The following is a 25,697-nucleotide window of genomic DNA, read 5'->3' as shown; positions in this document are numbered from 1 at the left end:
TCGGCGGGACCCGTCCGCGCCGCCGTCCCACCCCTGGACCACCATGCCCACGCCCGACGACCCCGCCACCCCGCGCCGCCGTGCCCTGGGGCGGGGGCCGGGCGCGTCGGCGCCGCCCGTGGAGGCGGAGGGGGCCGCACGGGAGCCTGAGCACGTACCGGAGCCGGAAGCCGTGCGGGAGCCAGGTCCGGAGCCGGGAGCCGTACCGGCGCCGGAAGCCGTACCGGAGGCGGAAGCGGACGACAAGCGCTTCACCGTCCGGCTGGTGAACTTCGAGGGCCCCTTCGATCTCCTCCTCCAGCTGATCTCCAAGCACAAACTGGACGTGACCGAGGTCGCCCTGTCGAAGGTCACCGACGAGTTCATGGCGTACATCCGCGCCATGGGCCCCGACTGGGACCTCGACCAGACCACCGAGTTCCTCGTCGTCGCCGCCACGCTGCTCGACCTGAAGGCCGCCCGGCTGCTGCCCGCCGCCGAGGTCGAGGACGAGGGCGACCTCGCGCTCCTGGAGGCGCGGGACCTGCTCTTCGCGCGGCTGCTCCAGTACCGCGCGTACAAGCGGATCGCCGAGATCTTCCAGGGCCGCCTGGAGTCGGAGGGCCGCCGCCACCCCCGTACGGTCGGGCTGGAGGACCAGCACGCCGCGCTGCTCCCCGAGGTGGTCATCAGCATCGGGCCCGAGGGCTTCGCGAAGCTCGCGGTGAAGGCGATGCAGCCGAAGCCCAGGCCCCAGGTGTACGTGGACCACATCCACGCCCCGCTGGTCAGCGTCCGGGAGCAGGCGGGCCTCGTGGTGGAGCGGCTGCGCGAGGCCGGGGCGGCGGTGAGCTTCGCGGTGCTGACCGGGGACGCGCCGGACACCCTGACCGTGGTCGCCCGGTTCCTGGCCCTGCTGGAGCTGTACCGCGAGAAGGCCGTCACCCTCGACCAGGACGAGGCGCTGGGCGACCTGCTGGTGACCTGGTGCGGCGGGGCGGACGCGGAGCCGGCGGTGACGGACGAGTTCGACCAGGAGATCCGGAAGCCGAACGGGGCCGTCGACGAGGAGGACGTAGGGGAATGAGCGAGCAGCCGACTCGGGCGGACGACGAAAGCGCGGTCGCCGCGCTCGACCTGAAGCCCGCCCTGGAGGCGGTCCTCATGGTCGTCGACGAGCCCGCCACCGTCGACCACCTGGCCAAGGTGCTCCAGCGGCCCCGCAGGGCCGTGGCGGACGCGCTGCGGGAGCTGGCCGACGAGTACACCGTGCAGCGCCGGGGCTTCGACCTGCGGCTCGTCGCGGGCGGCTGGCGCTTCTATACGCGCCCCGAGTACGCGGCGGCCGTGGAGGGCTTCGTCCTGGACGGCCAGCACGCCCGGCTCACCCAGGCCGCGCTGGAGACCCTGGCGGTGGTCGCGTACCGGCAGCCGGTGAGCCGCTCGCGGGTCTCGGCGGTGCGCGGAGTGAACTGCGACGGCGTCATGCGGACCCTCCTCCAGAGGGGCCTGGTGGCGGAGGCGGGCGCGGAACCCGAAACAGGTGCGATCCTGTACAGGACGACGAACTACTTTCTGGAGCGAATGGGCCTGCGCGGCCTGGACGAGCTCCCGGAGCTCGCGCCCTTCCTCCCGGAGGCGGACGCGATCGAGGCTGAGACGCTAGAGGGTGTGCCGTCGTTCGATCCGGACGCACCGGACACCCCGGATACTCACGCAGACGACAAGACGGAATTTTGATGCGAAGCAGTGGCAGGAACAGCGGAAGCGGCAACGGCGGGAGCGGCGGCCGGAGCAGCGGCGGCGGCGACCGGAACCCCCGGAGCGGCGGCGCGGGCAGCGGCGGCCGCAGCGGCGGCGGGTCCTTCCGCCAGGGCCAGGGAGGCGGCCAGGGCGGCGGCCGCGGCGGAAGCCAGGGCGGGCGGCCCGGAGCCCCCGGCGGCCGTCCCTCCGGTCAGGGGGGCCGCCCCGGTCAGGGAGGCCGTCCCACCGGTCAGGGCGGACGCCCAGGCGGCCAGGACGGACGCCCGAGCTACCAGGGTGGCCGTGACGAGGAGCAGCGCCCCCGCCGTCCCCGTCCGGAGGAGCGCCGCTACGACGTCGGCAACGACGCCCCCGGCGCCCGGGCGGAGCAGGACGGCCCCCGCAAGGGCCGCGGCTCGGCCGCCCGGGGCGGGGCCAAGGGGGGCCCGAAGCCCGCACAGGGCGGCGGTGGCCGCACCGGCGGTTTCCGCCGCGCCGCCCCCTCGCGCCCCCGCGAGCTGGACGCCAAGATCGAGCAGCGCAACCGCGACCGGTATGCGAACAAGCCCGAGATCAACCTCCCCAAGACCCACCCGGGCGCCGAGGAGGAGGGCGAGCGGCTGCAGAAGGTCCTGGCCCGCGCCGGCATGGGCTCGCGCCGGGCGTGCGAGGAGCTGATCGAGCAGTCCCGCGTCGAGGTCAACGGCGAGATCGTCGTCGAGCAGGGCAAGCGCGTCGATGTCCACAAGGACGAGATCAAGGTCGACGGCCTGACGGTCGCCGCCCAGTCGTATCTCTTCTTCGCGCTGAACAAGCCCGCCGGGGTCGTCTCCTCGATGGAGGACCCGGACGGCCGTCAGTGCCTCGGCGACTACGTGACCAACCGCGAGACGCGGCTGTTCCACGTCGGCCGACTGGACACCGAGACGGAGGGCATCATCATGCTCACCAACCACGGTGAGCTGGCCCACCGCCTCACGCACCCCAAGTACGGCGTGAAGAAGACCTACCTGGCCGCCATCCAGGGCCCCCTGCCGCGCGACCTCGGCAAGCGGCTCAAGGACGGCATCCAGCTGGAGGACGGCTACGCCCGCGCCGACCACTTCCGCGTCGTCGAGAACACCGGCAAGAACTACCTGGTCGAGGTGACCCTCCACGAGGGCCGCAAGCACATCGTGCGCCGGATGCTGGCCGAGGCGGGCTTCCCGGTCGAGCGGCTCGTGCGGACGTCGTTCGGGCCGATCCCGCTGGGCGACCAGAAGTCCGGCTGGCTGCGCCGTCTCACCAACACCGAGGTCGGCATGCTGATGCGCGAGGTCGGTCTGTAGCCGCACCCGCTCCCACGCGAAGGCCCGCGGCCGGTATCCGTTCGGAAAGTTCGAACAGAACCGGCCGCGGGCCTTTTGCCGTCCCCGCCCACCGTTTATAGTCAAAGTGACTATTAAGAAGGAGGCGGGAGTGAGTCTCGCGGACGTACTCGACCCCCTGCAACAGCCCCTGGTGACGATCCTGGACACCCCGGTCAGCTGGACCGAGGTGCTGGGTTTCGGAAGCGGGGCGCTCTGCGTCTGGCTCGTGGCCCGCCAGCACCTCGCCAACTGGCCGATCGGCATCGCCAACAACCTCTTCTTCATCCTGCTGTTCGCCCAGTCCGGCCTGTACGCCGACGCCGGCCTTCAGATCGTCTTCATCACCCTCGCCGCGTACGGCTGGTGGACCTGGACCCACGGGGGTGGACCAGGTACCTCCGTCCTGCCGGTGCGCAGAACGACCCGCACCGAATGGACCTGGCTGCTCGCGGCGGGGGTGATGGGGATCCTCGGGATCACCCTGCTGCTGTCCCGGGCCACCGACTCCACCGTCCCGTTCTGGGACGCGCTGACGACGTCCCTGTCGCTGATGGCGACGTACGGACAGTGCAGGAAGCGGCTGGAGTCCTGGTGGCTGTGGATCGCCGCCGATGTGGTGTACATCCCGCTGTACGCCCACAAGGGGCTGTACCTGACCTCGCTGCTGTACGCCGGGTTCCTCGCGCTCTGCCTCCTCGGCCTGCGCGACTGGCACCGCGACCTGACCGTACGCAACACCCGGACCCCGGAGGTGGCCGCGGCATGAAGCGCTACGAACACGGCCTGGTCCTCGGCAAGTTCTACCCACCGCACGCCGGCCACCACCACCTCGTCGAGACCGCCCGGGACCGCTGCGAACGGCTGACCGTGCTGGTCTGTGCCGCTTCCGTGGAGTCCGTCCCCCTCGCCGACCGCGTCGCCTGGATGCGCGAGGTCCACCCGGACGTCACGGTGGTGGGCGCGGTCGACGACACGCACATGGACGTGGCCGACCCGGCCGTCTGGGACGCGCACATGGCGGTCTTCACCGCGGCCGTGCCCGAGCGGGTGGACGCGGTCTTCACCTCGGAGGCGTACGGGGAGGAGCTGGGCCGCCGCTTCGGCGCGGCGTCCGTCCTCGTCGACCCCGACCGCACCCTCTTCCCGGTATCCGGCACCGCCGTGCGCCGGTCCCCGGCCGACTGCTGGGACTTCCTCCGGCCGCCCGTGCGGGCCGCCCTCGCCCGCCGGGTCGTCGTCCTCGGCGCGGAGTCCACCGGCACCACCACCCTCGCGCGGGCGCTCACCGCCCACTACCGGGCACGCGGCGGCGTGTGGGCGCGCACGGGCTGTGTCGCCGAGTACGGGCGCGAGTACAGCGAACACAAGCTCGCCGCCCTGCGCGAGCAATGGCCCGGGGCCGCCTGGGAGGACGTCAGCTTCACCACCGACGACTTCCCGCTCATCGCACAGGCCCAGAACGACCGGGAGGAGGCCGCCGCCCGCGCCGGGTCCCCGGTGCTTCTCTGCGACACCGACTCCTTCGCCACCACCGTCTGGCACGAGCGGTACGTCGGCGGCCGCAACCCGCTCGTCGAGGAGATCGCCGACCGCGCCGCCCACCACCTGTGGCTGCTCACCGACCACGAGGGCGTCCCCTTCGAGGACGACGGACTGCGCGACGGCGAGGAGCTGCGCCCCTGGATGACCGACCGCTTCCGGGCCGAACTCACCCGCACGGGAAGGCGGTTCATCGAAGTCACCGGCCCGCCCGAGGCGCGGCTCGCCGCCGCCGTCACCGCCGTCGACGAACTCCTCGCCACCGGCTGGGACTTCGCCGCACCCCTCCCGGAGCACCGATGAGCACCCCCGTCCCCGAGGGCTATGACCCGCACGCCTTCGCACCGTTCGCGGTCACCGTCGACCTCGCGGTCTTCACCGTCCGCGAGGCCCGGCTGCACGTGCTGCTCGTCGAACGCGGCCAGGAGCCCTTCCGGGGCCGTTGGGCGCTGCCCGGCGGCTTCCTGCTGCCCCGCGAGTCGGCCGAGGACGCCGCCCGCCGCGAACTCGCCGAGGAGACCGGTCTCGGCCGCGGCGCCGCCGGCGCCCTCCACCTCGAACAGCTGCGCACCTACACCGCCCCGGACCGCGACCCGAGGATGCGGGTCGTCTCCGTCGCGTACGCCGCGCTCCTGCCGGACCTGCCCGAACCTCGCGGCGGCGGCGACGCGGCGAGCGCCCGGTGGCGGGACGCGGACTCCACCGGACCGCTGGCCTTCGACCACGACCGGATCCTCGCCGACGCCCACGACCGGATCGGTGCCAAGCTCGAGTACAGCTGCCTGGCCACCGCGTTCTGCCCCGCCGAATTCACCCTCGGCGAGCTCCAGAAGGTCTACGAGACCGTCTGGGGTGTCGAGCTCGACCGCCCCAACTTCCGGCGCAAGGTCCTGCACGCACCCGGCTTCGTGCAGCCCGTCGAGGGTCCGCCGCGCCGCACCGGCGGCCGGGGCAAACCGGCCGCCCTCTACCGGGCGGGCGACGCCACCGCCCTGCATCCGCCGCTCCTGCGCCCGCCACGACCGGACGCCCCGGCCACCCCGTCGCACTCCGTACCGGAAGGACGAGACAGATGACCATCGCCACCCCGCCCCTCACCAAGCAGGCCGCCACCGGCGTGCTGACCGGACTCGCGCTCGGCGACGCCCTGGGCTTCCCCACCGAGTTCAACGACGTGCCCGCCATCCTCGCCAAGTTCGGCCCCTGGCGGCAGCTTCCCCTCCTGACGCCCGCCGTCGTCTCCGACGACACCCAGATGACGATCGCGCTGGGCCGGGGCATCCGCACCGCCATGGACAGCGGACTGCTCACCCCCGAACGGCTGGTGGACCCGGTCCGCGCGGAGTTCGTCGCCTGGTACCACGCACCGGACAACAACCGGGCCCCGGGCAACACCTGCCTCACCGCCTGCCGCCTGCTCGAACACACCCGGGTCTGGCAGGAGGCCAGCCAGACGCACTCCAAGGGCTGCGGCGCCAACATGCGGGTCGCCCCCATCGGCCTGGTCCCCGGCCTCAGCGAGGAACAGCGCGCCGGGGCCGCCCAGCTCCAGGCCGCCCTCACCCATGGCCACCCCACCGCGCTCACCGCCTCCGACCTGCTGGCCCGCGCGGTGTTCCTGCTCGCCCAGGGCGTCGAACCCCTCGGTCTGATCGGACAGCTGCGCAGCTACGCCTACGAGAACCTGGGCCGCTACCACACCCGCTGGCTCGGCGACCTCTGGCGCCACGCGGGCGACGCCACGCCGCAGGCGTACATCCAGCGCGGCTGGGACGAGTGCCTGACCGCGCTGGGACGCGTCCAGGAGGCGCTGCGCGATCCGTCACCGGAGACCGACCCGTGCGAGCGGACCGGGGACGGCTGGATCGCCGAGGAGGCCCTCGCCACCGCGCTGCACTGCTTCCTGCTGTTCCCCGAGGAGCCCGTCACCGCCCTGCGTCGGGCCGCCTGCACCCGGGGCGACTCCGACTCGATCGCCTGCCTGACGGGAGCGCTCGCCGGAGCACACCTGGGCGCGGCGGCCTGGCCCAAGGAATGGTCGGAGCGCATCGAGTACCGCAGCGACCTGCTCTCCCTCGCCGCGCTCTGGGACGCCTGAGCCGTACCGGCCGGCGGGTGCGCGCCATCGTTTCGCCGACGGGACCGCCCTGAATGAGCCGAGGGTGATCGGGTACGAGAGGGCGGACCTGTTCCCGTACGAAGGCCTGGTGGTATCCGTGTCCTCCTCACTCGTCGAGACCCTCGACATCAAGGCGCCCGTGGCCGTCACCTGGTCCCTGTGGAGCGATGTCACCCAGTGGCCCAGGTTCCTCAGCCACGTCCAGCGCGTCGATCCGATCGACGAGCGGCGCTTCGCCTGGCAGCTCTCGCTGCCCGGCGCGGAGAAGCAGTTCGTCGCGGAGCTGACCGAGGTGGTCCCCGAGGACCGCATCGCCTGGAAGACCACCGAGGGCGTCCATCACGCCGGGGTGGTCACCTTCCACCGGCTCGACGACACGTCGAGCCGCGTCACCCTGCAGATCGAGTACGACCCCCAGGGGTTCATCGAGCACCTGGGCGCGCTGACCAACCTCGACTCCGCCCTGGCCAACTACGACCTGGGCGAGTTCCAGAAGCTGGCCGAGCTCACGGCCGCGTCCGGCGGTCCTCGTACGGTGTGAGCCCGGCTCGGTCCGGAGCGCGATCGGCCGAGGCCCGCCGGGCCCGGACGAGGAGGTCCTCCACGGCCGCCCGGTCGGGTTCCGGCGGCAGCGGGGAGCGGCTCGCCGCCTCGTCGTTCTCCTCGCCGAGGCGGTTCATCCGGCGCTCCACCTCCGGCCAGGACACCTCTCCCCGCTTCACCGCCAGCAGCTCGTCACGGGCCTCGCCGACATCGATGCGCAGTGCGCCCGTGCGCAGCAGGTCCCGGGAGCTCGCCAGCAGCCGCAGCAGATGCATCGCGTGCTTCCAGCGCGGCGCGCCGTGGACCCGTACGTCGGCCTCCAGCTTCCTCCGCTGGCCCAGCGCGTACCGGACGAACGTGCCGTGCGCGAGCCGCGACAGGAACGCCCCGCGCAGGGCCAGCAGCTCGCGGCCGGTGTCGTCCACGGACTCCACCAGCGGGGAGTGCAGGCACTCCAGCACGTTCGGGTTGGCCCGCAGCGCCAGCTCGCAGAAGCGTTCCAGCTCCCAGGAGAACTGCTCGGGCGCGGGGCCTTCCACATGCGTCGGCGGCTTCTCGAAGCGCCAGAACAACGGGGTGGGCGCGAGAAACACCCCGCGCCGGTCCGTATCGCTCTCCTCCGTGGCCAGTCCGAACGCGCGCGAACCCATCACGCAGGCGTAGACCGTGTGGTCGCGTACGAGTGTCTCGTCGGCGGCGGTGATCATGCCCGCGAGCGTACGTGCGCGGTGGCCGCCGCGCCTCGGGGATTCCGGCCCGCTCTCAGCCCAGCCGGATCGAGCCCCCCGAGACGGTGATCCGCTCGGCGGGCAGCGGGCGGGTCGCCGGGCCGGCCTCGACCGCCGCGTCCGTGATGCTGTACTTGCTGCCGTGGCAGGAGCAGTTGATCGTCCCCTCGCTCACCGCCGAGACGAGGCAGCTCGCATGGGTGCAGACGGCGGAGAACGCCCGGAACTCACCCTCCTCGGGCTGGGTCACCACCACCTTCCGTTCCTTGAGGACGGTGCCGCCGCCGACGGGGACGTCCGCGGTCCGGGCCAGCTCCGCCCCGCCCGTGGCGTCCCCCGACGCGGTCGGCGTCGGGCTCGCGTCCTCGCCGCCGCCCCCGTCGGAGGATCCGCAGCCGGTGGCCAGGGCTGCGGCGCCCGCCGCACCCGCAGCCAGCACCGTCCTTCGCCGTGCGTTCATGAGCTCTCCTTCGGTGGCGGTGGGATGGGCGCCATCGTGGCGGGGGCGGGCCCCGGGCGAAGCAACCGCGCGGACCGTGCGCCCGGCCGAGTGGTGGATGGGGCCCCGACGGCCGCGGCCCGGCCGTCTCATGGACGGAACGCGGTGATCAGGACCGCCGCTGCCGATCTAGGCTGAGGTGAGCGCAGAACGAAGACCGAAGAACGAAGAACGAGGAGCACGACGTGGCGGTACGAGCGGTCCGGGGCGCCGTCCAGCTGGACCAGGACGAGGCCGGGCACATGGGCCGGCGGGTCGGTGAGCTGCTGACGGCCGTCCTGGACCGGAACGAACTCGTCGCCGACGACCTGATCAGCATCTGGTTCACCGCCACCCCCGACCTGCACAGCGACTTCCCCGCCGCCGCCGCGCGCGGCCTCGGGATCGTCGACGTGCCCCTGATCTGTGCCCAGGAGCTGGACGTCGAGGGGGCCATGCCCCGGGTCATCCGTATCCTCGTGCACGTCGAGACCTATCTCTCGCGCGCCGAGATCAGCCATGTCTACCTCGGCGCCACCGCCGCTCTGCGCAAGGACATCGCCCAGTGAGAACCGCCCTCGTCATCGGAACCGGGCTCGTCGGCACCTCCGCCGCCCTCGCGCTGGCCGGTCGCGGGGTCCATGTGCACCTCGTCGACCACGACCCCGCCTCAGCCCGCACCGCGGCCGCGCTCGGCGCCGGTACGGAGGAGGCGCCGGGAGGCCGCGTCGACCTGGCGATCGTCGCCGTGCCGCCCGCGCACACCGCCGCCGTCCTGGCCGGGGCCATGCGCGACGGGGTGGCCCGCGGCTACCTGGACGTCGCGAGCGTCAAGGGCGGCCCGCGCCGCGAGCTGGAGGCGCTCGGCCTCGATCTCACCCCGTACATCGGTACGCACCCGATGGCCGGCAAGGAGCGCTCGGGGCCGCTCGCCGCGACCGCCGACCTCTTCGAGGGCCGCCCCTGGGTCCTCACTCCGACGCGGGACACCGACACCGAGGTGCTCAACCTGGCGCTGGAGCTCGTCGCCCTGTGCCGGGCCGTGCCCGTCGTCATGGACGCCGACGCCCACGACCGGGCCGTGGCCCTCGTCTCGCACACCCCGCAGCTGATCTCCTCGATGGTCGCCGCCCGGCTGGAGGAGGCCGACGAGACCGCCGTACGGCTGTGCGGACAGGGCATCCGCGACGTCACCCGGATCGCCGCGTCCGACCCCCGTATGTGGGTGGAGATCCTCTCCGCCAACCCCGGCCCGGTCGCCGACGTCCTCGCCGGGGTCGCCGCCGACCTGGCGGAGACCGTGACCGCGCTGCGCGGCCTGCACTCCGCCGACGAGGCGAAGCGGCGCGCGGGCACCGACGCCATCGAGGACGTCCTGCGCCGCGGCAACGCGGGGCGCGTCCGGGTCCCCGGCAAGCACGGCGCGGCCCCCACCGTCTACGAGACCGTGGCCGTCCTCATCGGCGACAAGCCGGGCGAGCTGGCCGCGATCTTCGCCGACGCCGGCCGGGCCGGGGTCAACATCGAGGACGTCCGCATCGAGCACGCCACCGGCCAGCAGGCGGGCCTCGTCCAGATCATGGTCGAGCCCAGCGCCGCCCCGGTACTCGGCGCGGCCCTCCAGGAACGCGGCTGGTCGATCCGCGGCTGAGCCCGGTCCCGTACGACAGGGCGGCGCCACCCCCGCCCGGGTGGCCCGCCTCCCCCGTACGGGGTACAAGGGCGCGCCCGGTACTCGGTAACCTGGTACGAGGCCGTCTCCGAGGCCCGTCCGTCCCCGCACCGTGTACCAGGAAGGTGTCCACCACCGTGGAAACCGCACGCTCCTCCGTGATCGTCGCCATCGACGGGCCCTCGGGCACCGGCAAGTCGAGCACCTCCAAGGCCGTCGCCGCCAAGCTCGGCCTGAGCTACCTGGACACGGGCGCGCAGTACCGGGCCATCACCTGGTGGATGCTGAGCAACGGCGTCGACGTGGGCGACCCGGCCGAGATCGCGACCGCCGCCGCCAAGCCGGTGATCGTCTCCGGCACCGACCCCGCCGCCCCGACGATCACCGTCGACGGCGAGGACGCCTCCGGCCCGATCCGCACCCAGGAGGTCACCTCCAAGGTCAGCGCCGTCAGCGCGGTCCCCGAGGTGCGGGAGCTCATCACCGAGCTCCAGCGCTCCATCGCCGCGGCCGCGACCGGCGGCATCGTCGTCGAGGGCCGGGACATCGGCACCACCGTGCTGCCCGACGCCGACCTCAAGATCTTCCTCACCGCCTCCCCGGAGGCCCGCGCCGCCCGCCGCAGCGGCGAGGTCAAGGGCTCCGACCTGACCGCCACCCGCGAGGCCCTGATCAAGCGGGACGCCGCCGACTCCGGCCGCAAGACCTCGCCGCTCGCCAAGGCGGACGACGCCGTCGAGGTGGACACCACCGAGCTGACCCTCCAGCAGGTCATCGAGTGCGTCGTCACCTTCGTCGAGGGGAAGCGGGTCGCCGCGTGAGCGATGCCACAGGCGCGCCCACGCTGCGCGGAGCGGCCGTCGGGCGAACCATCGGCATCGGCCTGATGTACGGGCTGTGGAAGCCCAGAGTCCTGGGTGCGTGGCGCGTGCCCGCCGCCGGACCCGTCATACTCGCGGTGAACCACTCCCACAACATCGACGGACCGATGCTGATGGGCACCGCGCCCCGGCCGGTGCACTTCCTGATCAAGAAGGAGGCGTTCGTCGGCCCCCTCGACCCGTTCCTGCACGGAATCGGGCAGATCGAGGTGGACCGCCGAGTCGTCGACCGCACCGCCATCACCCACGCGCTCGGCGTGCTGGAGGACGGCGGCGTCCTCGGGATCTTCCCCGAGGGCACCCGCGGCGAAGGAGACTTCGCCTCGCTGCGGGCCGGACTCGCGTACTTCGCGGTACGCGGCGGGGCTCCGATCGTCCCCGTGGCCGTTCTGGGAAGCACCGAGCGCCGCGGACGGTTGATACGGGGGCTGCCCCCGCTGCGCAGCCGGGTCGACGTCGTCTTCGGCGACGCGTTCGACGCGAGCGCCGGCGACGGGCGGCGGACGCGCAGGGCGCTGGACGAGGCGACCCTGCGGATCCAGGCGAAGCTGACCGCCCACCTGGAAAGCGCCAAGCGCCTCACCGGGCGATAGGCGAGACTTGAGTAGTGGACCGCGGTGATCGCGGTCCATCGATGATGATGCAAAGAGGAACGGACTTCATGAACGACCAGATTCACTCCGACGGCTCGGGCCACGAGCACGGAGCACTTGGCGATGCCGAGTTCGCGGAGTTCATGGAGCTCGCCGCGCAGGAGGGCTTCGATCCCGAGGAGGTCGAGGGCGCCCTCGACGAGGCCGGTCACGGCCCGCTCCCCGTGCTCGCCGTCGTCGGCCGCCCCAATGTCGGCAAGTCGACCCTGGTGAACCGGATCATCGGCCGCCGCGAGGCCGTCGTGCAGGACAAGCCCGGCGTCACCCGCGACCGCGTCAGCTACGAGGCCGAATGGGCCGGACGCCGCTTCAAGGTCGTCGACACCGGCGGCTGGGAACAGGACGTGCTGGGCCTCGACGCCTCCGTCGCCGCCCAGGCCGAGTACGCCATCGAGACGGCCGACGCGGTCGTCTTCGTCGTCGACTCGACCGTCGGCGCCACCGACACCGACGAGGCCGTCGTCAAGCTGCTGCGCCGGGCCGGCAAGCCCGTCGTCCTCTGCGCCAACAAGGTCGACGGACAGAGCGGCGAGGCGGACGCCACCGCCCTGTGGTCGCTGGGCCTCGGCGAGCCCTACCCGGTCTCCTCGTTGCACGGCCGCGGCACCGGCGACATGCTGGACGCGGTCCTGGCGGCCCTGCCCGACGCCCCGGCCCAGAAGTTCGGCACGGCGCTCGGCGGCCCCCGCCGCATCGCCCTGATCGGCCGCCCGAACGTCGGCAAGTCCTCCCTGCTGAACAAGGTCGCGGGGGAGGACCGGGTCGTCGTCAACGAGCAGGCCGGCACCACCCGTGACCCGGTCGACGAGCTGATCAAGCTCGGCGGCATCACCTGGAAGTTCATCGACACGGCCGGCATCCGCCGCCGCGTCCACCTTCAGGAGGGCGCGGACTACTACGCCTCGCTGCGTACGGCCGCCGCCGTCGAGAAGGCCGAGGTCGCCGTCGTCCTGATCGACTCCAGCGAGTCCATCAGCGTCCAGGACCAGCGGATCATCACCATGGCCGTGGAGGCCGGGCGCGCGCTGGTCGTCGCCTTCAACAAGTGGGACACCCTCGACGAGGAGCGCCGCTACTACCTGGAGCGCGAGATCGAGACGGAGCTCGCGCAGATCGCGTGGGCCCCGCGCGTCAACGTCTCGGCCCTCACCGGCCGGCACATGGAGAAGCTGGTCCCGGCGATCGAGACCGCGATCGAGGGCTGGGAGACCCGCGTCCCCACCGGCCGGCTCAACGCCTTCCTCGGCGAGATCGTCGCCTCCCACCCGCACCCGATCCGCGGCGGCAAGCAGCCGCGCATCCTCTTCGGCACCCAGGCGGGCACCAAGCCCCCGCGCTTCGTGCTCTTCGCCTCCGGCTTCCTGGAGCACGGCTACCGCCGCTTCGTCGAGCGCCGCCTGCGCGAGGAGTTCGGCTTCGAGGGCACTCCGATCCACATCTCCGTCCGGGTCCGCGAGAAGCGCGGCCGCAACAAGTAACACCGGCGCACGACGAAGCCCCGGGCCGCTCTCGCGAGGATCTCAAGAATCCGCCGAGAGCGGCCCGGGGCTCCGTCGTGGGGCCTTCGCCGTGGGCCTGAGGAGGCCCGATCCGTGGGGCCTCGGGAGTTCCGATCCGTGAGGCCTCAGGAGTCCCGATCCCCGGGCCCTCAGGAGTCCCGTGGCCCCGGCGGCAACGCTGCGGGCCGGGGGCGCCCCGCATGCCGCCCCACCCGCTGCCAGGAGCCGAGGCTCCCGGTGTGCTGGCTCTGCCCGCCACTCCCGCCCGGGCCGTTGTGCCCACCGCTGCCGCCGTGCCCGGAGGGGACGGGGTGGCCGCTCAGCGCGGTCCTGGAGGCGAGGAGACCCGCGCCGAAGGCCGGGAAACCGAGATTCTCCTCGCCGCTCCGGTCGCCCGGCAACGCCCGGAACGAGCGCCGGTACTCGGAGTACAGCGCGTCGTAGATCGGGGTGGGGGACACGCCCCCCGACGGATCCTGCGAAGGTCGCATGGCAGGAATCTGACTCTGATGCTGGCGAGAGGAGTCGTATGAGTGCACGTAGGTGCCAACGACCTCACCGCGCGTCGGATGCGGCTCCGCCGGAGAAATCGCTGTTCGGCGGGGGCGTCCGAGCCGGCCGGACACGATCAGGTCCCGGCCAGCGGCATCGAAGCGGCGACCAGCAGCCCGTTGACCGCGGCCTTCTCCAGGGCGTCCCGGAGCAGGTCCTCGCGCGGCTGCTGACCGATGGTGCCGGCCGGGGCGGCGAAGACGAGCACCGTCTGCGACTTGTTGGCCGCGGCTCGCCAGCCCTCGGTCACCTGGAGCGGCTGGTGGGCCTGCCACCAGGCGACCGGCTTGCCGCCGCCGGCGCTCGGCTGCAGCACGGCGTGCAGCTGGCCCACCGCCAGCAGCACGGACCAGCCCGCGAGGACCTCCGGCAGCCGGTGCAGGTCGGGGGCGGGGCGGAAGCCCTGCTCCAGCAGCAGCTGGAGGAACTCGTCGCCCCCGCTGCCGTCGGTGCCGGGCCGGGCGACCGGGCCGGTCGGTTCGACGACCAGGGCCGGGCGGAGGTCGTCCTCGATGAGAACGAGTCCGCTGGTGATGCCGAGGACGGCCTGTTCGGGCATGCGCCCCTCCGTATCCTGCTGCTCGCTTCCGGTGATGCTGCGCACCGCGCCCTGGAGCTGGTCCTCGGCGACCTTGACGACCTGCGAGGGGATGCACGTCGCGTGGGCGAACGCGAGGACCGCGGTCTCGTCGCCGATGAACAGCACCGTGCTGGTGCGTTCCTGGTCGGAGTCGCCGGGGGTGCGGCAGGAGGTGCAGTCGTAACTGCCCGGGGCGTTGTCGCCGACGAGCAGCCGGTCGGCTTCGTCGTCGCCGATCTCGGCGCGTACGTCCTGGCTGACGTCGAGCATGCGCGGCACGGGGACTCCTCGAACTCGGTGCGTGGGCCGGGCGGTTCCCGGGCCCCGTGAAGAGACAACGCGGGATCCGTGGCCGGGGTCACGCACCGGGGCGCACGGAAGTGCGGCACACATCGACACATCGGTACGTCGAGCAGTCGACGTACGGCTCCCGCGTTCCGCCGGGGAAGTTTTTACCGGGGAGCAGGCAACCTCTCGGCATTCTCCTACGTCAAGCTCGGAGGAAAGTCCTGGTGAACGGGTGGCGGTAGCCGTCCGGGTTACCGCACCGGTGGCCCGCACAGGCGGTCACGTTACTTCCGGGTCTGCGGCTATCCGGATTGCGCGCCTCCGGAACCCGCAGGTCAGCGGCCGGTTCGGTGGTGGGGCGGGCATATCGTGAGAGGTGTCGCGGATGCTCCGGGATTTCGCGGTGCATTTCGGGCGGAAAATCGCCGGAAGTTCAGACTTGACAAGGCCGGGCCGACAGGGGAAACAGCGAAACCATGCATATTTCTTTTCTTCTGCACAATGCCTTCGGAATCGGAGGGACCATCAGGACGACGTTCACGCTCGCCCGTACGCTCGCCGAGCAGCACGACGTCGAGATCGTGTCCGTCTTCCGGCACCGTGACGCCCCCGTCCTCGGCGCACCCGAGGGCGTGACGCTGCGGCACCTCGTGGACCTGCGGAAGAAGAGCGCGACGTACGACGGCGACGACGCCGAACACGCCCGGCCCGCAGCGGTGTTCCCGCGCGGGGACAGCAGGCACAAGCAGTACAGCAGGCTCACCGACGCGCGCATCGGCGCCCATCTCCGGGCGACCGAGGCGGACGTCGTCGTCGGCACCCGCCCCGGGCTCAACGTGCACCTCAGCCGGGAGACCCGCCGAGGACCGGTGCGCGTCGGGCAGGAGCATCTGACACTCGACAGCCACAACTACCGGCTGCGCCGCGAGATCGCGCACCGCTACACCCTGCTCGACGCGCTCACCACCGTCACCCGTGCCGACGCGGACGACTACCGAAGGCGGCTGAAGCTGCCGGGCGTGCGGATCGAGGCCATCCCCAACGCCGTTCCCGCCGCTGCCTGTCCGCCCGCGAGCGGGGACCTGAAGTGGGTCGTCGCGGCGGGCCGGCTGCACCGGGTCAAGCGCTACGACCTCTTGGTGCGGGCCTTCGCCCGGGTGTCCGCGGCCCGTCCGGACTGGCGGCTGCGCATCTACGGCGGCGGGGACGCCACCGGCGACGAACAGGCGTCGCTGCGCGCCCTCGTCGACGAACTCGGCCTGCACAACCACGTGTTCCTGATGGGCTCGGCCAACCCGATGGAGGCCGAGTGGCCCAAGGGATCGATCGCCGCCGTCACTTCGGACCGCGAGTCCTTCGGCATGACGATCGTCGAGGCGATGCGCGGCGGTCTGCCGGTCGTCGCCACCGACTGCCCGCACGGGCCGGCCGAGATCGTCGAGGACGGCGTCGACGGGCGACTGGTCCCGGTCGGCGACCCGGACGCGGTCGCCGCCGCCCTGCTCCAGCTGATCGAGGACGACGAACTGCGCCACCGGATGGGCGGGGCCGCGCTCACCGCCTCGGCCCGCTTCGACCCGGCGCGGATCGCCGAACGCCACGAGAGCCTGTTCGCCGAACTGGTCGCCCGCGGTGCCCAGGGGCACGGGCACGGTGCCCTGCGCACCGCGCTGCACCGCACCCGGGGCAGCCTCCTCGACGGGGCCTACGCCGTGCGCTACAAAGCCGCCGACGTGCTTCGCAAGGGAAGGGCCGCATGACCCCCGCCATAACCACCGTACGAGCCGACTGCGCCGCCGATCCGGCCGGGACGCTCACCTTCGAGCTGGCCGTCCCGGCCCCCGCCCCCGCGTCCGTGCTGCTCCTGCGGCGCCGGGGCGCCGCAGGCGGCAGGCCCGGCGGCACGGTGCGGATCCCGCTCAGCGGATCAGGCCGCCCGGGGCGCCTGCGGGCGGTGCTCCCGGCCTCCACCGAGTTGTCCGAGGGGCGCTGGGACGCCTATGTCGAGGAGCCGGGATCCGAGACCGCCCGGACCGTGGAGCCGGGGCTGCGGGACCTGCGGGCCCTCGTCGACCGCAGCCCGGACGCCGGGGCCGCGAGCGTCAGCGCCCGGATTCCCTACCCGACCGCCGACGGCCGGCTCGCCCTGCGCTGCTGGCTCCGCGCCCCGCACGCCGAGGCGGGAGCCGTCGTCGTCGGCCCGGCAGGCATGACGGTGGAGGGCGTGCTGTACGGCGTCGCCACGGGGGAGGGGGCCGCCGTGGAGGCCCGACTGCCGGCGGACCCGGGCCGGGCGCACCGCTTCCCGCTCACCTTCGCCGACGGGCCGTCAGGCGCCTTCGCTTTCACCCTGCCCTACGGCCCCCCGGCCGAGGGGCCGGTGGACGGGGCGCAGCTCTGGCAGCTGTGGCTGGTCCCGGCGGCGGGCGCCCCCGGGGTCCGGATCTCCCGCATCCTCGACGACGTCTGGTCCCGCAACAAGTCCTTCGTCTACCCGACCCGGGCGCCGGCCCCCGGAGTGCTCGCCACCCCCTGCTACACCGCCGACAACGACCTCTGCCTCCGGCTGGAACCCGGACCGGCGCCTCGCTGAGGCCGGCGCTCGCGGATGGAGGCATCGCGGGCGGAGCGGATCGAGGGCCGGGGGATTGCGGACCGGGGCTGTCCGCAATCCCTGGCAGACTCACCCGCATGTTGGAGACCTCGGCACGACTGCTGCGCCTGCTCTCACTGCTCCAGGCCCACCGGGACTGGTCCGGCGCCGATCTGGCCGACCGGCTCGGCGTCACCCCGCGCACCGTACGCCGGGACGTCGACAAGCTGCGCGACCTGGGCTATCCGGTGAACGCCAGCAGGGGCACGGGCGGCGGCTACCAACTCGGGGCCGGCGCCGAGCTGCCGCCGCTGCTGCTGGACGACGAGGAGGCCGTCGCGGTCGCCGTCGGCCTGGGTACGGCCGCCGGGCACGGCATCGAGGGCATCGGCGAGACCTCCGTACGCGCGCTGGCCAAGCTGGAACAGGTGCTGCCGAACCGGTTGCGCCGCCGGGTGAGCGCGCTCGGCGCGTTCACGGTGCCGATGCTTCGCGGGGCGGGCGACTCCGCCGTGGACCCCGCTGTGCTCACCGAGCTGGCGGCCGCCTGCCGGGACGCGGAGCGGCTCCGGTTCGCGTACCGGGCCCACGGCGGTGAGGTCTCGCGCCGGACCGTGGAGCCGCACCGACTCGTCTGCACCGAGCACCGCTGGTATCTGGTGGCCTGGGATCCGGACCGGGCGGACTGGCGCACCTTCCGGGTGGACCGGATCACCCCGACCCCGCCGCACGGCCCCCGTTTCGTCCCCCGCCCTCCGCCGGCGGACGATCTCGCGGCCTACGTCTCCCGGGGTGTCGCGGTCTCGGCGTACGCGGCGCGGGCCGTGGTCCTGCTGAAGGCACCGGCGGCGGAGGCCGCGCGGCGGGTGTCGCCGTCCGCCGGGGTGCTGGAGGCCGTGGACGCGGACACCTGCCGGCTGATCGCGGGCGCGCCGGACCTCACCGTGCTGGTGATCCACGTGCTGATGATGGGGATCGATTTCGAGGTGATCGAGCCGCCCGAGCTGATCGAGGTCATGCGGGAGGCGAGGGACCGGCTCACGCGCGCGCTCGACGGATCTGCGACTCCGGGTGTGGTAAGCGCCCGCCGTTCCGCGCCCGGCGGGCAGGTGGGAGAAGCGTGCGGTTAAGGGAATGCCGGTTTACGGGGACGGGAATTCGCGGTGTCCCGGCCATTCGGGCGACGCTCCCCGCCGAGCGGAAAAGAACCAGGTCATCCCATGATTCCGGAAGGCCTCCGGTACCCCCTCGCACCGTGGACGGAGTTTCCCGGTAATGCGCGCGGATGCTTCCGTTCGGACCGTTCGAGTGAATAGGTCCGCGTATACACGTGTGGGGATCCTGTGACACAAGCGTGACCGCCACGGCATGTGGAGATGCTGGGGAACGCCCTTCCTGCCCGGACTTCCGCCACGGTCCGGGGCCGCCTACGGTGAAGGCATGGCATCTCTACCGACCCCCCCAGCCCAGCCGGACGACGCCGCCGAGTCGTACGTCGGTCTTGCCGCCGACGCCGCCGAGCGACAGGCCAGGAGCCGCGGCTGGGACACGGTCCGGGCCGTCCCCCCGGGCGCGTTCCTCACCATGGAGTTCCGTCACGGCCGCATCAACTTCCAGGTCGAGGACGACACGGTGACGCGCTGCTGGGTGGGCTGACCCGCCGCCCGCGCCGGGCCCCCGACGGCCGAAGGCCCCGACCGCGGTCGGGGCCTTCGGTGTGTGCGGGTGAGGCGGTGCGCGCCCGTCCCCGCGTGCGCGGGAGCGGGGTCAGCCGCCGGTCATCGGACGCGCCGGGTTGCCGGTGCCGCGTGCGCCCCGTTCCGTGTGCGGCGGCGGACGGCGGACGCCCGCCGGGGCGACCGGCATGGAGCCCGGACGCACGTGCCCGCCGTGGGCCCGCGCCCTGGCGCCCGGGGCCGGATGCCCGGCGGGGAGTACCGGCTCGGCCGCGACGGCCACGGCCTCGGCGGCGAGGCCGTCGGCGGCCATCGACTGCGGGAGCAGCACCGGCCGCGGTTCCGACCCTGATCCGGTCCCGGCCACGGGCGCCGGGTGGGCGCCGTCGCGACGCTCGCGCCACTGCTCGCGCATCGCGAAGATCCAGGCCTCGGTCCGGGCGATCAGCGGCTCGAACCAGGGCAGCGCCAGAAGGATGAGCAGCCCGGCCGCCCAGCCCAGCACGACGTCGCTGAGCCAGTGCGTACCGATGTACACGGTGGTGAGGCCGACGCCCAGCGAGACCGTCGCGGACACGGCCGACAGATAGCGCCTGGCGCGTGGTGTGGTGGCCAGATACGCGAGGATTCCCCAGGTCACGACGGCGTTCGCGGTGTGCCCGGAGGGAAATATATCGCCGCCGGCGAACATCTCGGCCGAGCCGATCTGCGTCGCGTAGTGCGGGCCGAGCCGCCCGAGCCCCAGCTTGACCGCGCCCACCGTCACATTGAGCAGCAGCAGGGACGTGCCGAGGACCAGCAGCGGCCGGAGTGTGTGCTGACGCCAGGAGCGCCAGCCCAGCCAGCAGGCGACCATCACCGCTGTGGGGCCGCGCTGGCCGAGCACCACGTAGTAGTCCAGGAAGGCGTGCAGTTCGGGCCACTGCTGGTAGGGCCGGAACAGCATGACCTTCCAGTCCAGGGCCACCAGCCAGGACGTGATCAGCACCGCCCAGACGATGGCGAGATAGAACGCCAACGTCCCGCCGAAGAGGGCGATGCGGTGACGGCTCATCCGCGGTGCCACTATCTTCGGCGGTTCCGGCTCCCGGTCCAGCCGGGCAAAGATGTCGGTACGCACCCAATCGACGTTACAGCGAGTGAGTGTGCGAGCAGGCCAATCCGGGCTCTTTGTGATGACGATGTGATGTGGACTTTGTCTCGGAACGGCGTCTTTTCCGGGCAGGGAGAAGGGCCTCCGTGATCTTGTGGCCAATTGCCCGTCGGTTCCGTTCGTAAGCGTGTTTGATCTCTCGGAAAAAGAGGCGCACCGGAATCCGCGGCAATTGACCCGGCCATTCGGGGGAGGCGTGCGCCGTCGCGCCGCACCCCTCGACGCCCACCGGGGCCCCCGTCACGGCGGGGCGTCACGGCTCCTCGGACGGGAGCCCCCGGCCGGTTCCGGAAGGGCGTGCGCCAGACTGTGCGGCGGAACGCGGTATGACGTGGACCACAGGTGACCTCGCCGTACTCGCGTACGCTGACGGCTCGCTCGCCCGTCGATGCCGGGCCCGAGGGACACGCACCCCACGTCACCGTCGGTCCGCCGAGCGCGAGGGACTCATCGGGAGGTACGCAGATGTCCGGGACGACCACGGCCGGGGTCCGGCTGCGCGAGGCCGCCGACGACGCCAACCGCTGGGTCGTCCTCGTGGTCCTCTGTCTCAGTCTCCTGGTCGTCGCTCTCGACGCGACCGTGCTCCACGTCGCCGTTCCGGCGCTCACCGAGGACCTGCGTCCCAGCGGCACGGCCCTCCTGTGGATCGTCGACGCCTATCCCCTCGTCTGCGCCTCGCTGCTCATCCTCTTCGGCACGCTGGGTGACCGGATCGGCAGACGTCGCGTGCTGCTCCTCGGCTACGCGCTGTTCGGCGTCGCCTCGGCGCTCGCCACGACGGCCGACACCTCGGCCGTCCTGATAGCGGCCCGCGCCCTCCTCGGCGTCGGCGGCGCGATGATCATGCCCGCCACGCTGTCGATCCTGCGCCAGGTCTTCCCCGACCGCCGGGAGCGGGCGCTCGCCATCGGCGTGTGGACCGCGGTCGCCGCGGTCGGCGCCGCCACCGGACCGGTCGTCGGCGGCTTCCTGGTCGAGCACTTCTGGTGGGGCTCGGTCTTTCTGATCAACATCCCGCTGATGGCCGTGATCCTGCCGCTGGGCCGTTGGCTGCTGCCCGAGTCGCGCGGCGGCGACGACGGCCCGTGGGACGTGCTGGGCGCGTTGACCGCCGCGGTGGGTGTGCTCGGCGTCGTCCTCGGCGTGAAGCGTCTGGGCAGCGGCGGGGGGCTCCTGGATCCTCTCTCGCTGGGCCCGCTGGCCCTCGGGCTCGCGCTCCTGTTCCTCTTCGTACGCCGTCAGAAGCGCCGCAGGCATCCGCTGATCGACGTCTCGATGTTCGCCCGCCCGGCCTTCTCCACCGCCGTCGGCTGCATCGTGCTCGCCATGCTGGCGCTGGTCGGCCTTCAGCTGATCGCCGTCCAGTACCTCCAGTTGGTGCTCGGCCTCAGCCCGCTGGAGACCGGGCTGCGGCTGCTGCCGCTGACCTTCGCGGCGATGGCCGCGGGCGCCACCGGCTCGCACACCCTGCGCCGCGTCGGGCCGCGCCGGATGGTCGGCTGGGGCTTCGTCCTCACCGCGACCTCGGTGCTGCTGCTCACGTCGATGGGCCAGCACGACCGCCCCGCCCTGCTGACCTGCGCTTTCGTCCTGCTCGGCTTCGGCCTCCAGACCACGCTCTTCGGGGCGTACGAGTCGATGCTCAGCGACGCCCCGCCGGAGCGGGCGGGTGGCGCGGCGGCCATAGGGGAGACCTCCTACCAACTGGGCGCGGGCCTCGGCATCGCCCTGCTCGGCAGTGTCATGAACGCCGCCTACGCCCCCGGCCTCGCCGGTCTGCGCGAGAAGGGCGTCCCCGCCCGCGCCGGGGCGGAGGCCTCCCATTCGCTGGGCGAGGCCTATCAGGTGGCCGCGCAGCTGGGCGGCCCGATGGGCGACCTGCTGCGCTCCACGGCCCGGCACGCCTTCATCGGCGGACTCCACGTCACGCTGTTCGTCAGCGCGGGGCTGCTGCTGCTCGGGGCGCTGGCCGCCCTGCGGCTGCCGAAGGCCATGGAGTGTCCGCCGAAGGAGGCGTGCCACCGGCGCGAGGTGGACGACGCCGCGTTCACGGCCGCGTCCCCTGCTTCCGCGTCGACGGGTTCCGCGTACGGAGCGGACGAACACCGGGTCCCCGGCGCCGCCCGGCCGGCCGGGCCGGACCGCCCGGCCCCGCGCCCGATGGTGCCCGCGCGGCGCGAACCGGCGGAGGCGACCGGCTCTGGACGAGCGGCACGCTGAGCCGTAACGTCAGCACGACGCCCTGACTACCACTGCTAGTTTTCGGAGGGCGGGCGTCCCCCGGCCCCTCCGAGCACCGTGCGAGCCGCCGGAGGCGCCCTCATGTCCAGCACCCAGTCCCCGAAGCGGTCGAAGCTCCCGCCGTTCGACGCGTCGGATCCCCTCGGCATCGACGACCTGCTCGGTGCGGACGACCTCGCGATCCGCGACACCGTCCGCACCTGGGCCACCGACCGCGTCCTGCCGCACATCGCCGAGTGGTACGAGAAGGGCGAGCTGCCCGGAATCCGGGAGCTGGCCCGGGAGCTCGGCGCGCTGGGCGCGCTCGGCATGTCGCTGGACGGGTACGGCTGCGCCGGGGCGAGCGCCGTCCAGTACGGGCTCGCCTGCCTGGAACTGGAGGCCGCCGACTCCGGGATCCGCTCACTCGTCTCCGTACAGGGCTCGCTCGCCATGTACGCGATCCACCGTTTCGGATCCGAGGAGCAGAAGCAGCGGTGGCTGCCCGCCATGGCGTCCGGCGAGATCATCGGCTGCTTCGGACTGACGGAGCCCGACCACGGCTCCGACCCGGCCGGGATGCGGACGTACGCCAAACGCGACGGCGAGGACTGGATCCTGACCGGCCGCAAGATGTGGATCACCAACGGTTCGGTCGCCGGGGTCGCCGTCGTCTGGGCGCAGACCGGCGAGGGCGAGGACGGGCAGGGCATCCGGGGCTTCGTCGTGCCGACCGACGCCCCCGGCTTCTCGGCCCCGGAGATCCACCACAAGTGGTCGCTGCGCGCCTCGGTCACCAGCGAGCTGGTCATGGACGAGGTACGGCTGCCCGCCGACGCGGTGCTGCCGGACGCGAGCGGGCTGCGCGGTCCGCTCAGCTGTCTGAGCCACGCGCGCTACGGCATCGTCTGGGGCGCCATGGGGGCGGCGCGGGCCAGCTTCGAGTCGGCCCTCGACTACGCGAGGAGCCGGGAGCAGTTCGGCCGGCCGATCGGCGGCTTCCAGCTCACCCAGGCCAAGCTGGCGGACATGGCCCTGGAGCTGCACAAGGGCATCCTGCTCGCCCACCACCTGGGCCGCCGCATGGACGCGGGCCGGCTCCGGCCGGAGCAGGTCAGTTTCGGCAAGCTCAACAACGTGCGGGAGGCGATCGAGATCTGCCGCACCTCGCGCACGATCCTCGGGGCCAACGGGATCTCGCTGGAGTACCCGGTGATGCGGCACGCCACGAACCTGGAGTCGGTGCTCACCTACGAGGGAACGGTGGAGATGCACCAGCTGGTGCTGGGCAAGGCGCTCACCGGTCTCGACGCCTTCCGGTGAGCGGGACGCGCCGGTACGCGCGCGCCGACCGGTTGCGTTGACCGGATCCTTCCGGCGAGCGCCCTGCTCAGCTCTGGTTGAAGAAGCCGCCGGCCTTGCGGCCGGCGGCTTCGCCCGCCACCACCTGGGTGTCGGCGGGGGACAGCAGGAAGACGCGGGTGGCCACCCGGTCGATCGAACCGCGCAGGCCGAAGATCAGCCCGGCGGCGAAGTCCACCACGCGCTTGGCGTCGGCGGGGTCCATGGCCGTGAGGTTGACGATCACCGGCACGCCGTCCCGGAACAGCTCGCCGATGGCGCGTGCGTCCCGGAAGCTGTCCGGGGTCACCGTCGCGATCCGGCGGTCCCGCTCCTCGGCCGTCTCCGCGGCCACCTGCACCCGCGGGTCGGTGACCCAGGCCTGGTTGCCCGTACCGGTCTCCGCACCCTCGGCGTACTCGTCGTCGTAGTACCGCTCGTCGTTGTCCTCTACGAGGCCAAGCCAGGCACTCGCCTTGCGCACCGATCCCATGGACGCCTCCTCTCACCGCGGTTCCTTGGTGTTCCGCTTCTCTTTCGTATCCCTATGGTCGTCCATGATGCGGATACCGCGCCAAGTGGATAGTCGGCCCGCAGGCGATTCGTGACGTTACTGGTGCAGAAGATGTGGCGATTCGTCAGGGTTCCTCCTACGTAAGGGGGCTTGTAGAAGGAAAATATGATGCTCCGGCCGTACGGGTGATCCGGGGGACGTACGGGTGAACGGGGCGCTCGATACGATGCACGACGCTCCGGTGCGCGAGCGTCGCGCACCGGCTGAGCAGCTCACGGGGGATCGTCGTGTTCGGAATCGTCAGGCCCTGTACCCATCGGCTCTCCGAAGGTCTCAGAGTCGAGTGGATGGCCCATCTCTGCGGTCTCTGCCTGGCTCTGAGGGCGGATCACGGACAGTTCGCCCGTATCGTCACGAACTATGACGGGCTGATCGTCTCCGTCCTGACGGAGGCTCAGGCGGGCCGGGCGCCCGACGGCCGGCGCACTGCCGGTCCCTGCCCGCTGCGGGCCATGCGCACCGCGCCGGTCGCGACGGGAGAAGGGGCGCGGCTCGCCGCGGCCGTCTCCCTCGTGCTCGCCTCGGCCAAGGTCCGCGACCACGTCGCCGACGGGGACGGGTTGTTGGCCCGCCGCCCGGTCGCCGCCGCCGCGCGCCGGGTGGCCGCCGGGTGGGACCGGGCGGGCGCGCGGACCGGGGCGGCCCTCGGCTTCGACACCGCCCTCCTGGTCGACGCGGTCGACCGGCAGACCGGTATCGAGACGCTCGCCGGGCCCGGCACCCCGCTGCTGAGGGTCACCGAACCGACCGAGACCGCCACCGCGGCCGCTTTCGCGCACACCGCCCATCTCGCCGGGAGGCCGCGGAACGCCGCGCCGCTCGCGGAGGCCGGCCGGCTCTTCGGGCGGCTCGCCCATCTCCTGGACGCCGTCGAGGACCAGGAGGCCGACGCCGCGTCGGGCGCCTGGAACCCGCTCACCGCCACCGGCACCCCGCTGTCCGAGGCGCGTCGGCTCTGCGACGACGCGCTGCACGGCGTGCGGCTCGCGCTGCGGGAGGCGGAGTTCACCGACGGCAAGCTCGTCCACGTCCTCCTCGCCCATGAGCTGCGGCGCTCGGTCGACCGGGCGTTCGGCACCTCCTCCTGCTCCCACCAGGGGCAGCAGGGGCTTCAGCTGCCCGAGGGCGCCTTCGGGCCGCCGCCGGGGAACCCCTACGGCGCGCCGCCCGGTCAGCCGTACGGACCGACGCCGGGACATCCGTACGGTCCGCCGCCCGGCGGCCCGGGCTCGCCGCCTCCGCCGCGCCCGCCCCGAGACCGGCGGGGGCTGGTCGCCGGGTGCCTGGTCTGGGCCGGGCTCGCCTGCACCTGCCAGATGTGCTGCGGGAGCTTCGAGGACCCCTGGAGTCGGGAGCGGCGGCAGTCGCCGTGCCAGAGCTGCGGCGACTGCTGCGAGGCCTGCAGTTGCTGCGGCGACTGCGGTGAGGGCTGCTGCTGTTGCGGGGAGTCCTGCGGCTGCGACTGCTGAACGGGCTCCGCCCGCCGGTGCGGCGGGCGGAACCGGCGTCAGGTCACCTCCGGGGCGCCGACCTC

The 25,697-nt window shown here is 72.8% G+C and carries 26 protein-coding genes; 20 read left to right on the top strand and 6 right to left on the bottom strand.

Going from position 1 to position 25,697, the window contains the following annotated elements; translation table 11 throughout:
* Positions 1-43: 43 nt before the first annotated feature.
* The 8 genes from ACH4RG_RS31085 to ACH4RG_RS31050 all read left to right on the top strand — a co-directional run bounded on the left by ACH4RG_RS31085 (position 44) and on the right by ACH4RG_RS31050 (position 7,270).
* Complete coding sequence (locus ACH4RG_RS31085) at positions 44-1,066, top strand: segregation/condensation protein A (RefSeq protein ID WP_397922534.1); 1,023 nt, start codon at positions 44-46, stop codon at positions 1,064-1,066.
* Positions 1,063-1,719: an SMC-Scp complex subunit ScpB gene (gene scpB, locus ACH4RG_RS31080; protein WP_397922536.1), complete on the top strand. Its 657-nt coding sequence runs from the start codon at positions 1,063-1,065 to the stop codon at positions 1,717-1,719. The genes ACH4RG_RS31085 and scpB overlap by 4 nt, the downstream gene beginning before the upstream one ends.
* Complete coding sequence (locus ACH4RG_RS31075) at positions 1,719-3,050, top strand: pseudouridine synthase (RefSeq protein WP_398540561.1); 1,332 nt, start codon at positions 1,719-1,721, stop codon at positions 3,048-3,050. The genes scpB and ACH4RG_RS31075 overlap by 1 nt, the downstream gene beginning before the upstream one ends.
* 130 nt (positions 3,051-3,180) lie before the next feature.
* Positions 3,181-3,837, top strand: coding sequence for a nicotinamide riboside transporter PnuC (gene pnuC, locus ACH4RG_RS31070; RefSeq protein WP_397931993.1), 657 nt, complete (start codon positions 3,181-3,183; stop codon positions 3,835-3,837).
* Positions 3,834-4,913: an AAA family ATPase gene (locus ACH4RG_RS31065; RefSeq protein WP_397922542.1), complete on the top strand. Its 1,080-nt coding sequence runs from the start codon at positions 3,834-3,836 to the stop codon at positions 4,911-4,913. Before pnuC ends, ACH4RG_RS31065 begins: the two co-directional genes overlap by 4 nt.
* On the top strand, positions 4,910-5,686 hold the full coding sequence (locus ACH4RG_RS31060) for an NUDIX hydrolase (RefSeq protein WP_397922544.1): 777 nt from the start codon (positions 4,910-4,912) through the stop codon (positions 5,684-5,686). Before ACH4RG_RS31065 ends, ACH4RG_RS31060 begins: the two co-directional genes overlap by 4 nt.
* Positions 5,683-6,708, top strand: a complete 1,026-nt coding sequence (locus tag ACH4RG_RS31055; protein ID WP_397931998.1) for an ADP-ribosylglycohydrolase family protein — start codon at positions 5,683-5,685, stop codon at positions 6,706-6,708. Before ACH4RG_RS31060 ends, ACH4RG_RS31055 begins: the two co-directional genes overlap by 4 nt.
* A 118-nt stretch (positions 6,709-6,826) precedes the next feature.
* Positions 6,827-7,270, top strand: coding sequence for an SRPBCC family protein (locus ACH4RG_RS31050; RefSeq protein WP_397923149.1), 444 nt, complete (start codon positions 6,827-6,829; stop codon positions 7,268-7,270).
* Here ACH4RG_RS31050 and ACH4RG_RS31045 read toward each other — a convergent pair.
* Together ACH4RG_RS31045 and ACH4RG_RS31040 are read right to left on the bottom strand one after the other, a co-directional pair.
* Entirely contained in the window at positions 7,236-7,979 is a 744-nt protein-coding gene (locus ACH4RG_RS31045; RefSeq protein ID WP_398540560.1) for a DNA polymerase beta superfamily protein, read from the bottom strand. The genes ACH4RG_RS31050 and ACH4RG_RS31045 overlap by 35 nt on opposite strands.
* Positions 7,980-8,034: 55 nt before the next feature.
* Positions 8,035-8,460 (bottom strand): Rieske (2Fe-2S) protein, encoded by a 426-nt coding sequence (locus ACH4RG_RS31040; protein ID WP_397922549.1) that lies wholly within the window; start codon positions 8,458-8,460, stop codon positions 8,035-8,037.
* A 224-nt stretch (positions 8,461-8,684) separates the two neighbouring features.
* Here ACH4RG_RS31040 and aroH point away from each other — a divergent pair, with 224 nt between their 5' ends.
* The 5 genes from aroH (at position 8,685) to der (ending at position 13,162) form a co-directional block, all read left to right on the top strand.
* Positions 8,685-9,047 carry a chorismate mutase gene (gene aroH / locus ACH4RG_RS31035; RefSeq protein WP_397922551.1) on the top strand — a complete coding sequence of 121 codons (363 nt, stop codon included), beginning with the start codon at positions 8,685-8,687 and terminating at the stop codon, positions 9,045-9,047.
* On the top strand, positions 9,044-10,129 hold the full coding sequence (locus ACH4RG_RS31030; RefSeq protein ID WP_398540559.1) for a prephenate dehydrogenase: 1,086 nt from the start codon (positions 9,044-9,046) through the stop codon (positions 10,127-10,129). Before aroH ends, ACH4RG_RS31030 begins: the two co-directional genes overlap by 4 nt.
* Positions 10,130-10,275: 146 nt before the next feature.
* Positions 10,276-10,971 carry a (d)CMP kinase gene (gene cmk, locus ACH4RG_RS31025; protein ID WP_398540558.1) on the top strand — a complete coding sequence of 232 codons (696 nt, stop codon included), beginning with the start codon at positions 10,276-10,278 and terminating at the stop codon, positions 10,969-10,971.
* On the top strand, positions 10,968-11,624 hold the full coding sequence (locus ACH4RG_RS31020; RefSeq protein WP_397932001.1) for a lysophospholipid acyltransferase family protein: 657 nt from the start codon (positions 10,968-10,970) through the stop codon (positions 11,622-11,624). The genes cmk and ACH4RG_RS31020 overlap by 4 nt, the downstream gene beginning before the upstream one ends.
* 68 nt (positions 11,625-11,692) lie before the next feature.
* The gene (gene der, locus ACH4RG_RS31015) at positions 11,693-13,162 is read left to right on the top strand and encodes a ribosome biogenesis GTPase Der (protein ID WP_397922558.1); all 1,470 of its coding nucleotides are present in this window, start codon (positions 11,693-11,695) and stop codon (positions 13,160-13,162) included.
* A 170-nt stretch (positions 13,163-13,332) separates the two neighbouring features.
* Here the strand turns inward: der and ACH4RG_RS31010 are convergent, their stop codons facing one another.
* Positions 13,333-13,674 carry a hypothetical protein gene (locus ACH4RG_RS31010; protein WP_397922560.1) on the bottom strand — a complete coding sequence of 114 codons (342 nt, stop codon included), beginning with the start codon at positions 13,672-13,674 and terminating at the stop codon, positions 13,333-13,335.
* A 137-nt stretch (positions 13,675-13,811) separates the two neighbouring features.
* Complete coding sequence (locus ACH4RG_RS31005; RefSeq protein WP_397922562.1) at positions 13,812-14,594, bottom strand: hypothetical protein; 783 nt, start codon at positions 14,592-14,594, stop codon at positions 13,812-13,814.
* A 485-nt stretch (positions 14,595-15,079) separates the two neighbouring features.
* On the opposite strand from ACH4RG_RS31005, the gene ACH4RG_RS31000 reads away from it, so the two are divergent.
* From ACH4RG_RS31000 to ACH4RG_RS30985, 4 genes are all read left to right on the top strand, one after another.
* Positions 15,080-16,363: a glycosyltransferase family 4 protein gene (locus ACH4RG_RS31000; protein WP_398540557.1), complete on the top strand. Its 1,284-nt coding sequence runs from the start codon at positions 15,080-15,082 to the stop codon at positions 16,361-16,363.
* Positions 16,360-17,196, top strand: a complete 837-nt coding sequence (locus tag ACH4RG_RS30995; RefSeq protein ID WP_397922566.1) for a transferase — start codon at positions 16,360-16,362, stop codon at positions 17,194-17,196. The genes ACH4RG_RS31000 and ACH4RG_RS30995 overlap by 4 nt, the downstream gene beginning before the upstream one ends.
* 98 nt (positions 17,197-17,294) lie before the next feature.
* Positions 17,295-18,326, top strand: a complete 1,032-nt coding sequence (locus ACH4RG_RS30990) for a helix-turn-helix transcriptional regulator (RefSeq protein ID WP_397922567.1) — start codon at positions 17,295-17,297, stop codon at positions 18,324-18,326.
* Between the two features lie 310 nt (positions 18,327-18,636).
* Positions 18,637-18,852, top strand: coding sequence for an I78 family peptidase inhibitor (locus ACH4RG_RS30985; RefSeq protein WP_097869981.1), 216 nt, complete (start codon positions 18,637-18,639; stop codon positions 18,850-18,852).
* Between the two features lie 111 nt (positions 18,853-18,963).
* Here ACH4RG_RS30985 and ACH4RG_RS30980 read toward each other — a convergent pair whose 3' ends face one another.
* Positions 18,964-19,992: a phosphatase PAP2 family protein gene (locus ACH4RG_RS30980; protein WP_397922569.1), complete on the bottom strand. Its 1,029-nt coding sequence runs from the start codon at positions 19,990-19,992 to the stop codon at positions 18,964-18,966.
* Positions 19,993-20,490: 498 nt separating this feature from the next.
* On the opposite strand from ACH4RG_RS30980, the gene ACH4RG_RS30975 reads away from it, so the two are divergent.
* Positions 20,491-22,248, top strand: a complete 1,758-nt coding sequence (locus tag ACH4RG_RS30975; RefSeq protein WP_398540556.1) for an MFS transporter — start codon at positions 20,491-20,493, stop codon at positions 22,246-22,248.
* Between the two features lie 102 nt (positions 22,249-22,350).
* The gene (locus ACH4RG_RS30970) at positions 22,351-23,571 is read left to right on the top strand and encodes an acyl-CoA dehydrogenase family protein (protein WP_398163541.1); all 1,221 of its coding nucleotides are present in this window, start codon (positions 22,351-22,353) and stop codon (positions 23,569-23,571) included.
* Between the two features lie 67 nt (positions 23,572-23,638).
* On the opposite strand, the gene ACH4RG_RS30965 is transcribed toward ACH4RG_RS30970, so the two are convergent.
* The gene (locus tag ACH4RG_RS30965) at positions 23,639-24,082 is read right to left on the bottom strand and encodes a cell division protein SepF (RefSeq protein WP_018959635.1); all 444 of its coding nucleotides are present in this window, start codon (positions 24,080-24,082) and stop codon (positions 23,639-23,641) included.
* A gap of 308 nt (positions 24,083-24,390) precedes the next feature.
* Here ACH4RG_RS30965 and ACH4RG_RS30960 point away from each other — a divergent pair, with 308 nt between their 5' ends.
* Positions 24,391-25,632, top strand: a complete 1,242-nt coding sequence (locus ACH4RG_RS30960; RefSeq protein WP_398163542.1) for a DUF5685 family protein — start codon at positions 24,391-24,393, stop codon at positions 25,630-25,632.
* The last annotated feature ends 65 nt before the right edge of the window (positions 25,633-25,697 follow it).

The organism is Streptomyces sp. NPDC021019, from assembly GCF_044333295.1.
GTDB lineage: Bacteria > Actinomycetota > Actinomycetes > Streptomycetales > Streptomycetaceae > Streptomyces.
Note: the sequence above shows the minus strand (reverse complement) of the source record. Positions and strands in the feature narration are given on the sequence as shown.